General features: G+C 30.9%; 11 protein-coding genes. 9 read left to right on the forward strand and 2 right to left on the reverse strand.

Features of this window, described 5'->3' with window-relative positions; translation table 11 throughout:
• Nucleotides 1–228 precede the first annotated feature (228 nt).
• The 8 genes from KPL51_RS22265 to KPL51_RS22300 all read left to right on the forward strand — a co-directional run bounded on the left by KPL51_RS22265 (nucleotide 229) and on the right by KPL51_RS22300 (nucleotide 8,488).
• Nucleotides 229–570: a hypothetical protein gene (locus tag KPL51_RS22265; protein ID WP_216166486.1), complete on the forward strand. Its 342-nt coding sequence runs from the start codon at nucleotides 229–231 to the stop codon at nucleotides 568–570.
• 24 nt (nucleotides 571–594) lie between these two features.
• Nucleotides 595–1,035, forward strand: coding sequence for a hypothetical protein (locus KPL51_RS22270; RefSeq protein ID WP_216166488.1), 441 nt, complete (start codon nucleotides 595–597; stop codon nucleotides 1,033–1,035).
• Between the two features lie 87 nt (nucleotides 1,036–1,122).
• Nucleotides 1,123–2,445, forward strand: coding sequence for an alpha/beta hydrolase family protein (locus KPL51_RS22275; protein WP_216166490.1), 1,323 nt, complete (start codon nucleotides 1,123–1,125; stop codon nucleotides 2,443–2,445).
• Entirely contained in the window at nucleotides 2,435–2,863 is a 429-nt protein-coding gene (locus KPL51_RS22280; RefSeq protein WP_216166492.1) for a bleomycin resistance protein, read from the forward strand. Before KPL51_RS22275 ends, KPL51_RS22280 begins: the two co-directional genes overlap by 11 nt.
• A 93-nt stretch (nucleotides 2,864–2,956) precedes the next feature.
• Nucleotides 2,957–3,421 carry a MarR family winged helix-turn-helix transcriptional regulator gene (locus tag KPL51_RS22285; protein WP_216166494.1) on the forward strand — a complete coding sequence of 155 codons (465 nt, stop codon included), beginning with the start codon at nucleotides 2,957–2,959 and terminating at the stop codon, nucleotides 3,419–3,421.
• A 51-nt stretch (nucleotides 3,422–3,472) separates the two neighbouring features.
• Entirely contained in the window at nucleotides 3,473–5,533 is a 2,061-nt protein-coding gene (locus KPL51_RS22290) for a methyl-accepting chemotaxis protein (RefSeq protein WP_216166496.1), read from the forward strand.
• A 35-nt stretch (nucleotides 5,534–5,568) separates the two neighbouring features.
• Entirely contained in the window at nucleotides 5,569–7,374 is a 1,806-nt protein-coding gene (locus KPL51_RS22295) for a putative bifunctional diguanylate cyclase/phosphodiesterase (protein WP_216166498.1), read from the forward strand.
• Between the two features lie 196 nt (nucleotides 7,375–7,570).
• Nucleotides 7,571–8,488: a hypothetical protein gene (locus KPL51_RS22300; RefSeq protein WP_216166500.1), complete on the forward strand. Its 918-nt coding sequence runs from the start codon at nucleotides 7,571–7,573 to the stop codon at nucleotides 8,486–8,488.
• Between the two features lie 397 nt (nucleotides 8,489–8,885).
• Here KPL51_RS22300 and KPL51_RS22305 read toward each other — a convergent pair whose 3' ends face one another.
• Nucleotides 8,886–9,743 carry a DUF4179 domain-containing protein gene (locus KPL51_RS22305; protein WP_216166502.1) on the reverse strand — a complete coding sequence of 286 codons (858 nt, stop codon included), beginning with the start codon at nucleotides 9,741–9,743 and terminating at the stop codon, nucleotides 8,886–8,888.
• Between the two features lie 99 nt (nucleotides 9,744–9,842).
• The gene (locus KPL51_RS24405) at nucleotides 9,843–10,061 is read right to left on the reverse strand and encodes a sigma factor-like helix-turn-helix DNA-binding protein (RefSeq protein ID WP_224854673.1); all 219 of its coding nucleotides are present in this window, start codon (nucleotides 10,059–10,061) and stop codon (nucleotides 9,843–9,845) included.
• Between KPL51_RS24405 and KPL51_RS22315 the strand changes: the two genes are divergently transcribed.
• Nucleotides 9,970–10,179 carry a hypothetical protein gene (locus tag KPL51_RS22315; protein WP_216166507.1) on the forward strand — a complete coding sequence of 70 codons (210 nt, stop codon included), beginning with the start codon at nucleotides 9,970–9,972 and terminating at the stop codon, nucleotides 10,177–10,179. The genes KPL51_RS24405 and KPL51_RS22315 overlap by 92 nt on opposite strands.
• Nucleotides 10,180–10,572 lie beyond the last annotated feature (393 nt).

Below are 10,572 nucleotides of genomic sequence, written 5' to 3' on the forward strand. Positions count from 1 at the left end.
GACAATCATTATCTTAACTGTAAATTATTAACTGGGATTTATTCAGGGAAATTAATTTCCTAAATTTCACGGAAAGTACTTGCCATTTACAGCAACTCAATTTTAGAAAAAAGTATTTCAGATGTTGGTTATTATATTGTTGATTTTTATGCTAGGTATATATTTGAAAATAAATTATTTGAGAGAAGAAAATCGGGTCAATTATCTGTTGAAGAGTTAAATGAATTAATGCTTAATTGTATGGAAGAAGCCTATGGTGATAGTATTGGTTTTGAGACCATTCATCCATATATGTGGATGAATAAAGTTGGATATTATATGCCGAGGGATGAATTTCTAAATTTCCCATATTCATTTGGAGTTTTATTTTCAAAGGGTCTTTATGCTGCATATATTAAAAATGGCGGAGCTTTTGTATCGCAATATAATAATTTCTTGAGTGCTACAAGTAAAAATAATATTGTTGATAGTGCAAAGATAATTGGTATAGATGTTCACTCAATAGATTTTTGGAGAAATGCATTAAATCTTATTCAAAAGGACATTGAGGCGTTTATTAGTAGTGTATAAATTTTTTAAATAGGGGGGGAGCAAATGAATTTTGAATTATCTATGTTATGGTTTTGGAGTGCATATGTTTTTGTAACGTTAGTGGGAATAGGTCATACCTGTTTCAATTGGAAAGTATTAAAAATGGAAAATAAAGTAGAAAAAGTGTCTTCTATGTATGATATTGTTCCATATGCTAAAACAGTTCCATTTCATGCACTTTATAATATTATTATTTGGCCCATATTCTCTTATATTTATTTTTTACAAGTGAATCCTTTAAATATATGGAAAGAGGCATTAGTATTAGGAACAAGTTGGGCATTAATCACCATTATTTTCGATGTATTTGGTTGGGTAATTATTAAACATCCATGGAGAATGACTTTTAAAGAAATGTATGTAGATTATCAACCGTGGATAACTCTTATATATATTTCCATTTTTATAAGTCCGTTTATTGCGGTGTTCTTCATTTTAAATTAATTTTATATATAATAAGTAAGCAAAAGCAATATTTGGAAAGTAATGTTTATTATATAAATTTAAAAAACAAAGAGAGGTAATGAAAAAATGGGTACTTTCATATTTTCAATGGTAGTTGTTGCTGAAATTGCATTTGCAGTTTTCTGTATTATTACGAAATCTAACCAACAAAAGATAAGAAATATTAGCAGAATTGCTGCATTTACAGGCTTTGTAATGTTCACTATTCTAGCTATAATTGACTGGAGCTCTCGCTATTATGCTCTAGCAGCCTTGCTACTTTTGCTTGCAATAATCGGGGGAATTGCCTTAATTCGAAAGAAAGATGAAAAAAAAGCGTACAAAGCAGTGCGTGTTGTTTTGAAAGCAATAGGAATGACGGTGCTTATATTTACGTTAACTCTGCCGGCAATCATATTTCCACAGCATAAGGCCATGGAGGTGACAGGCAAATATAAAGTTGCAACCATAACCCACACATACACTGATACAAAACGTGTTGAAACATATACCGATACGGGAGAAAACAGAAAGCTGAATGTGCAATTGTGGTATCCGGAAAATGCAGACGGAACGTATCCGCTGATAGTTTTTTCCCATGGTGGGATTTCCACTAAATCCAGTAATGAATCGCTTTATAATGAGCTGGCAAGTCAGGGTTATGTTGTATGCTCAATCGACCATACTTACCAATGCTTATCAACTAAAGACGAGGACGGGAGTACGACACGTATAGATAGGGGGTATATGCAGGAATGCTCCGCAGAGAACGCACGAGCAGACAGACAGAAAAGCTATGAGTATTATCAAAAGTGGATGAAAATACGTACCGGTGACATAGATTTTGTGATAGATCATATACTTTCAGAGGCAGAAAACAAGAATGCTGATATAGCATACAAACTTATTGACACATCAAAAATCGGCGTTATGGGACATTCTCTTGGTGGCTCGGCAGCACTTGGTATAGGTAGAATGAGAGATGATGTTAGCGCGGTTATTGCTCTTGAATCTCCATTCATGTACGATATTGAGGGTGTTAAGGAGGGTGAGTTCGTCTTCAAAGATGAAATCTATCCAGTGCCTGTGCTTAATGTGTATTCAGATAGTTCATGGAGCAATCTTGCACAGTGGCCACAATACGCGGAAAATTATGCACTGCTTTCTGGTACCAATGCAACCGCATTTAATGTCCACATGAGTGGTGTTGGGCATTTCACTTTAACAGATCTGGCACTTACAAGCCCATTACTCACTCGATTATTTAACGGGAAGAAATCTACCACAAGCGCCGAATATTGCCTTAAGACGATAAACAAGATCTGCCTTGAATTTTTCGACAGCTATCTAAAGGGAAAGGGTGAGTTTCTGCAGATTTTAAAGAATAGGAGGATTAAACATGAAATTTAATGGTCTAATTCCAGAATTATCTGTATCCAGTTTTGACGAGTCAAAAAAATTTTACTTAAATATTTTGGGGTTTGATTTGAAATATGAAAGGTTAGAAGATAAGTTTGCATTTCTTTCTTATGGTGAAGCCCAAATTATGATTGAAGAGATTAATGAGAATTGGAACACAGGCAAATTACAATCTCCTTTTGGCAGAGGTATAAATTTTCAAATCGCTACAGATGATGTATATAAAATTGCAATTAAACTTAAGCAAAATAATATAATACTGTTTAGAGACGTTATGGAAAGCCAATATAAATGTGATGGGGAAGTTATTGATAAGAAAGAGATTTTATTTCAAGACCCCGATGGCTATTTATTAAGATTTTCTCAAACTGAAAGAAAATTGGATTATGATAAAAAATGTTTAGTTTAAAGTTTAAGGAGATTGTAATTTATAGAAATTAATTAATTTATATTAATAAAAAACACTGACAGATATACTAGAGGTGCAGAAGGGAAGTTAATTATGAGTAAGATTGAAAAGATGAGTGACAGGCAATATTTATTTGGAGTAATATTCATAGTAGCTAACAGAGTGGATACTATGTTTGAAAGAGAATTTAAACGATTTGGTATTACAACAAAGCAGTGGTTCTTATCAATTATTATAGAAAATTTATTTGATGAGCCACCTACAATCAAAGAAGTTGCAAGGGAAATGGGAAGTTCACATCAGAATGTCAAACAGGTTGCTTTAAAAATAGAGCAAAAGGGATTATTGATTTTTAAGAAGGATTTGAAAGACGGACGTATAATTAGACTTAAGCTGTCAGAGAGCAGCTATGATTTCTGGCCTAAAATTAGGATGGAAAGCACCAAATTTACTCAACTATTGTATAAAGGTATAGAAGAAGATGAATTAAAAGTTGCAAGAAGAGTAATGCAAAAAATGCAGTTAAATATTAATGAGATGGATTTGGTAAAACAATAATATCATTAAGTTCAAATATGGACAGATCAAATATAGTACGGGGGTATTAGAATGTTAAAGAAGTTACATAGTATACAAACAAAATTTCTAGGAATTGCTATTTTAATGGTTTGTATTTCGTTATTAACCGTTGGTGCAATAGTAAACTCTCAGGTGTCTAATAGGGCAGTAACTGAGTATTTAAACAATTCAAAGGAGCAAATGAAAATAGTTCAAAATGCAATTTATATTTTTTACGATCAAATTGATAAAAATATTAATATGATGGCTGAAAACAAGTTAGTTCAGAGTGCAGATACAAGCATTACAACTTATAAAGCTATTACGAAAAAGATTCAGATGACACCTTCAAAGAATAGTGGATTAGAACAAGACACTTATGATATGTTTGACCACTATGCAAAAAATCATGAAGGAACAATGTATTTATATTATGGAACTGAAGAAGGCTCATATCTTCAATGGCCTGAAACAACTATTGAGGGTAATTATAATCCGCCTGAAAAACCATGGTATAAGGTTGGACTTAGTGGTAATGGGAAAATTGTGAGAACAGAACCTTATGTAGATAATACTACAAATTCACTTATAACAAGTAATGTAAGATCTTTTTCAGATAAGAGCGGGAAAGTAATCGGAGTATTAGGTCTTGATGTTCAGCAATCTGTCATTAGTAATATGCTAAGTCAAATGAAAACGGGTAAGACTGGTTTTTCTATGATAGTACATAATTCTGGAATAATTATGGCTGATGGTAGCAAGCCAGAAAATAACTTCAAAAGATTTGAAGATGTTAAAATAGAAGGTCTGGATGGGATTTTAAGCAAAGAAAACTTAGAAGTTGAAATTGATAACTCAAGTTATTTAGTAAATACTTTAAAGGTAGAGGGAACGGATTGGGTTTTAGCATCTTTTATGTCTAAGGAGGAGCTATCTAATAGTTCAAAAGGAATAAGAAATGCCATATTAGTTATTTCACTAATAATGCTTGCCATAACAATTCTCCTTGCATCATTTAGTGCGAAACAAATTACAAGTCCTATTAAAAAATCAGCAGAATATTTACAAATGATTGCAAATGGAGATTTCTCGTTTTTCATTGACTCTAAAATTTTAAGAAAAAAAGATGAAATTGGAATTATTGCAAATGGTATTTATGAAATGAAGAATTCTTTAAAACAGTTGGTTCAACGTATAAAAGATGAATCATCAAATATTGAAGAAAAAGTTCAAGATGCAATTGTTAATATGGATGTTCTTAATGAGAATCTAAATGGGGTGTCAGCCACTACCGAAGAGCTGGCAGCTAGCATGGAAGAAACGGCAGCTTGTTCAGAGGAAATAGCTGCAACATCTAAAGAAATCGAAAATGCTGTGCAATTATTGGCTGAAAAATCACAAAATGGTGCAATTATTGCTAGTGAAATAAGTGAAAGAGCTGAAAGAACAAAAGCAAGTGTAAATATTGCCCAAAAGAAAGCTTACAATATATTTAAAACCACAAGAGGCCTCTTGGAAAAAGCTATAGAAGACTCCAAGGTAGTGGAACAAATTAATATTTTATCAGACTCAATTATGCAAATAACAGAGCAGACTAATCTATTGGCACTTAACGCAGCCATTGAAGCAGCTAGAGCAGGGGAGTCAGGAAGAGGATTTTCAGTTGTAGCTGACGAAATACGAAAGTTAGCAGAGCAATCGAAAATAACTGTAATGAAAATTCAAGGTGTAACCACAAAGGTAACTACATCTGTGGAAAATTTATCTTTAAGCTCAAATAGCTTGTTAACATTTATGCGTACAGATGTTATCGATGACTATAACACAATGCTTGCCATTGCAGATCAATATAGCGAAGATGCAAGGTTTGTTGATATTTTAGTCTCAGAAGTTAGTTCAACATCAGAAGAACTATTGTCATCTGTGGGAGAGGTTTTGTCAGCTATTGACAGTGTAGCTGACGCAGCAAATGAAGGAGCAGTAGGGACAACAGATATAGCAAGCAAAATTACAGAGGTTAACTCAAAGTCAAGTGATGTTATGCAGCAAGTAAAATACTCTAAAGAAAGTGCAGATAAGTTAAAAGAGGAAATTGAAGCGTTTAAGTTTTAACGGTATTTTAGAAAATAATAAAGGCGGGAAGTACAGTGAGTAAAAAATTTTCACAGAATATTAATAAAGATCAGATTTATGAATATATAAAAAACTTATATGAATTTATAAAAGTTCCATTAAAAGTTACTGATGTTAGTGGTGAATGTATAACTGCATTTGGATTTGTTGATTATGAAAATGAAAACTTAAGCTTAATAGATTTATCAAAGATAAATAAGTTAGATTCACATTCTTTTATAAAAAAAAGTAATGAGAAGGTAATACTAATTTTCCCTATAAATACAATGAAGAAATGCTACGCTTATCTGTCAACAGGGGAAATATGTAATAATAATAGTAAAATTCAAAACTTGGTGGTTGTTCTTAAGGAATTTGCAGATGTCATGGCTAACTACTTATTTCATAGTTTGCAAAAGGATGAAGTAAAGAGTCAATTTAATCAATTTATCAAACTAAATGATAAACAAGAAACACAATGTGTTGGTTATAAAAACTATGAAAAAACAATGTTTAAACTTGCTTTTTACGATCATTTAACTGATATTCCCAAAAGAAACTATTTTAAAATAAAAAGTGAAGAAATAATTAACAAAAATACTAAAGAATTTACAATACTATTTTTTGATATTGATGATTTAAAAAAAGTAAATGATAACTTTGGATATACATTAGGAGATAAGTGGTTAAAGATAATAATATTTGAAATAAGTAAAATATTAAGTGTAAATGAACAAATATTTAAGTGGGGTGGAGATGAGTTTATAATTCTCCTAACATCTACAACCATAAAATATGTTAGCAAAAAAGCTAATTTAATTCTTGAAATATGTAATAAGGTCTATGGGATTCAAGATAGAAGTATACAACTATCCGCAAGTATGGGGATTAGTTTTTATAAAAATGATGCTTCTGGAATTGATGATGTGCTTAAAAAAGCAGACATAGCTATGGGTAAAGCAAAGATGAATGGGAAGAACAACTGTGTTTTTTTTCATGAAGACATGCAAAAGGAAATAGAAGAAAAATCGGAAATGGAGATTGATTTAAAAAAAGCAATATTAAATAAAGAGTTTATTTTATATTTTCAACCACTGTTTTCATTGAAAAAATCTAATATAATTGGTGTCGAGGCTTTGATTAGATGGCAGCATCCGAGTAAAGGTCTAATTCCACCAATGTCATTTATCCCTTTAGCAGAGGAAAATGGACTTATAAAAGAAATTGGAAGATTAGTAATAGAAGAAGCCTTTAAACAAAGTAGGATTTGGCAAGAAAAGGAATACAAAAATATAAAAATATCAATAAATATTTCAGATATTCAGTTAAGAGATGAGAGCTTTATTAGTTTTATCAAAGAAAGTTTAAAAAAACACGATATTAATCCTAAAAATATAGTAATGGAAGTAACTGAAACGGTTATGATGGAGTCTTTTGAAAGAAACATAAAGATATTTAAAAAGCTTAAAAATATGGGAGTGAAGATTGCTTTAGATGATTTTGGAACAGGATATTCTTCGTTAGGTTATTTAAAGAAGCTTCCAATAGATATTATCAAGATTGATAAAATATTTATTGATAACATTCATAAAGAGGATGTAGATAGATCTTTTGCAGAGGCAATCATTCACTTTGGGCATAAAATTAATATGCAAGTAGTAGCAGAAGGAGTAGAACTTAAAGAACAACTAAATTTATTAAAGAAATGTGGCTGCGATATTGTTCAAGGATACTTTATTGGTAGGCCTATGAAAGTAAATGATTTAGATAATATATTACAAAGTATGAAGTGTTTCAACGCACCTACAGTTTCCATACCACTATTAAGCCGTAGCTACTAACATATTTGACTTAATTATTCTAAATATTAGATAGGTAAAAAGACAAAACTATTCTTTAATTTGTAGAAGGAAGTTGGCTAATTAGTTATAATAAAGTTGAGGTAAAACAATATATATTTTCCGAACTTAATAAGAAGATAGGCGTTATTAAATAGATAAGTGAGTTTTCTAGAATTTATAAAATGTGAGGTGTATTATGAGTAATAATAAAATTTTGCACAGGATTACTTTTTTAATTATTGTCTTGGGCATTCTAACATCAGCAATAGGTCTTCTATATACAACTGGGGGAGAAGCATCTAATTTCGTGAATCAATATGGTGATACAGTAAAAATATATGGAGATGGACTGTATGCACATGATTCGTATTTTATGGCACCAATATCTCGTGGAACAGATTTTACAATCCTGTTCTTTGCTATTCCAATATTAATATTAGCATTGGTACTAGATATGAAAAAGAAAAAATTAAAAAATCGAATGTTTTTAATGTCAGTTATTTCAATATTTACTTATTATTCGGCAAGTATAGCTTTTGGTGTAACTTATAATATTATACATCTAGTATATATTGCACTCTTTTCAGCAAGCCTATTTGGATTAGTTATTGCAATAGTGAGTTTAGAAAAAAAACATGTAGCTAAAAGTATGGGGGATGCATTACCATTCAAAGGAATATATATATTTCTATCTTTATCAGGCATTGCTTTGATTGTGGCTTGGCTTCCAGACATTATTAGTTCGCTAATTGCTGGCAGCTCTTTAGAGCTTATTGAAGTGTATACAACACAGGTTACATACGTTATAGATATGGGTATAATTGCTCCTGTTGCCTTCATTTGCTTAGCACAATTAAAAAAACGAAGTGGACTTGGCTATATTTTACTAGCAATGCTATTAACATTGTGTAGTATTATTGGGATAATGCTTCCTATCCAGACGGTATTTCAAGTAACAGCAGGAATTGAGATTCCTCTTGCAGCTCTAGTTACAAAGGTAGCAAGCTTTTTTGTTCTCGCATTCTTTTCACTATATTTTAATATACAACTCTTTAAGAATATAAAGTCAACTGACTCGCGACCGGCTTCGACGTTATCCAACCTCAATCAGTAGAAGCTTTTATGAGTTTAGTTAAATTCGTGGATAAATCATAATTGTACATGAATATTTTAGTAAGTGACTGTGTAATAGGGCAAAACTACAAATATAATGGAGAAAATAATTTGAATATAAGTGTAGTTGAATTCATACAAACACATAATGTGTTTGTAGTATGTGCTGAACTGCTGACAGGTATGAAATGACCAAGGAAATGTGCTGAGATAGTAAACGGTATTGTAATGTCTGAGAATGGTGAGAATGTAGATGCAAAATATCGCAAAGGGGTAGAACTTGCAATGGAACTTCGTTTCAAGAATAATGCAACTATTTATAAATAATAGCCACAAGTAAGTATTCACAATTTTAAATGAACTTTAAATAAATGGAAATACTATTTTGTGGCTATCATCTATTTAATATTTATTATTATACTTTCCGGATTCGTATCTCCAATGTTAAGTATCAAACCATCACTACCATCAGGAATTCCTTTAAGTCTCCAAATTTTTGTTGTCTTACCGTTATTTTCTTTATTTTCACATGATATTGGATCTATAGTAACCCCTTTATCCGTTACAACAGTGAATTTTTCGTTAGTTAAGCTTGTTGGAACTTCTATTTCTATAAATGTATTAAGTTTGCTTAATGTTACTTTTTTTTTAGAAATATTATTCTGTTTTATAGCAGGAGTTATTATCTTTACTCCTTCACTATTTAACTTAACCGGAACAGAAAATTTCCACTTTCCTCTAATAACACTATCGTCTGCTACAGTATTTAATGAGACTGCACCAATATTTATATCTAATGTGAAGTTCTCAAGTACTTCTGTTTTCAGGTGTCTAAATAAATATGTTTCTACTCCTATAAATGTATACTTATCAATAAATTTTCCGTCAAGTCCTGCTACACCGCCAGTATCTAAATCACCTTTGTGAAAACTTGTTTTTCCATAGTCATCATATAATAATAGTTGTGTGTCATTAGTATTAATAAACGCCTTATCACTTTTTACAATAAATGATACATAAACCCCATACTCATCACAAAGAACATCTTGTACTGTTATACTAACTTTGCTATCTGTAACTGTTTTATTTATAATTGCATTTCCTTGACTACTTCCTCTTAATCCGACAATGCCTTTTATGTCACTAAATACATTTCCTGCAAATCCCTTAACCTCTGCAGATACGCCGAGTGAAGTCATTCCAATTATAAAAACTAAACAAATTGATGCCGCTGTTGCGATTATCCTTCTATGCATAACTTTATTATTTTTATATTTTTCTCCTCTTATGATAGCATTAGAAGTTAATGAATCTATATTGTAAGGTAATTTTATATCATTTAATTTATCCGTAACTTAATCCTCCTTTAGATTGATTCTTAAAGATTTTAATGCCCTATGAATATACGATTTTACTGTATTTTCGGAACAGCTCATAACTTTAGTAATATCTTTTATAGACATATCCTGCATATATCGCAAAATGATTGCTGTTTTATGGTTACCTTTCAAATTATCTATAGAGTTATACAAGTCAATGCTGGATGCGGTATCTATAGTGTCCTTGGGATTCATTGAAACAAACATACCATGGAAGGTGGTTGAGTATTGTGCTTCTTTGGGAGAAATTTATGATATTGTTGTAGAAAACATGGAACGTCAATCCAATGGTGTAAATGGTCTTAAAGGTTAAACTCATGCCGGAAAATGTGACACAATTGATAAGTGTAGGGTATAACAGCGAAATCCGAATACATTTATTAGTTAAGAATTATGTAAAAAAGTAAAAAATGTTTATTATTGGAATATTTATACTTGTTGGTGGAGCAGTAACTAAAAAGAAGTTGTTAATGATAATTTCTATTATTCCGTTAGTTATTGCATTATGTCAAATTACAATGCTTTTTTTATGTCTCTAAATTGATTAATAAAAATATATTTAAATGTTTAGGCTAAATTTATCCTAAACATGATATAATAATATATAAGAAATAAAAATTGATAGTGTTAACTAACCTATGAAAAAACTAGATTAAAAATTTTAAGATTTAAATTGCACCATGAAAAGTGAAAATATACCTAAAAG

Origin of the sequence: Clostridium bowmanii (assembly GCF_018861315.1) — a bacterium.
GTDB lineage: Bacteria > Bacillota > Clostridia > Clostridiales > Clostridiaceae > Clostridium_AD > Clostridium_AD bowmanii.

What these genes read in the sequence shown, in the direction of transcription:
- KPL51_RS22265 (WP_216166486.1), top strand. Translation starts at nt 229, where the DNA reads ATGCTTAATTGTATGGAAGAAGCCTATGGTGATAGTATTGGTTTTGAG.
- KPL51_RS22270 (WP_216166488.1), top strand. Translation starts at nt 595, where the DNA reads ATGAATTTTGAATTATCTATGTTATGGTTTTGGAGTGCATATGTTTTT.
- KPL51_RS22275 (WP_216166490.1), top strand. Translation starts at nt 1,123, where the DNA reads ATGGGTACTTTCATATTTTCAATGGTAGTTGTTGCTGAAATTGCATTT.
- KPL51_RS22280 (WP_216166492.1), top strand. Translation starts at nt 2,435, where the DNA reads ATGAAATTTAATGGTCTAATTCCAGAATTATCTGTATCCAGTTTTGAC.
- KPL51_RS22285 (WP_216166494.1), top strand. Translation starts at nt 2,957, where the DNA reads ATGAGTAAGATTGAAAAGATGAGTGACAGGCAATATTTATTTGGAGTA.
- KPL51_RS22290 (WP_216166496.1), top strand. Translation starts at nt 3,473, where the DNA reads ATGTTAAAGAAGTTACATAGTATACAAACAAAATTTCTAGGAATTGCT.
- KPL51_RS22300 (WP_216166500.1), top strand. Translation starts at nt 7,571, where the DNA reads ATGAGTAATAATAAAATTTTGCACAGGATTACTTTTTTAATTATTGTC.
- KPL51_RS22305 (WP_216166502.1), bottom strand. Translation starts at nt 9,743, where the DNA reads ATGCATAGAAGGATAATCGCAACAGCGGCATCAATTTGTTTAGTTTTT.
- KPL51_RS22315 (WP_216166507.1), top strand. Translation starts at nt 9,970, where the DNA reads ATGATTGCTGTTTTATGGTTACCTTTCAAATTATCTATAGAGTTATAC.
- KPL51_RS24405 (WP_224854673.1), bottom strand. Translation starts at nt 10,061, where the DNA reads ATGAATCCCAAGGACACTATAGATACCGCATCCAGCATTGACTTGTAT.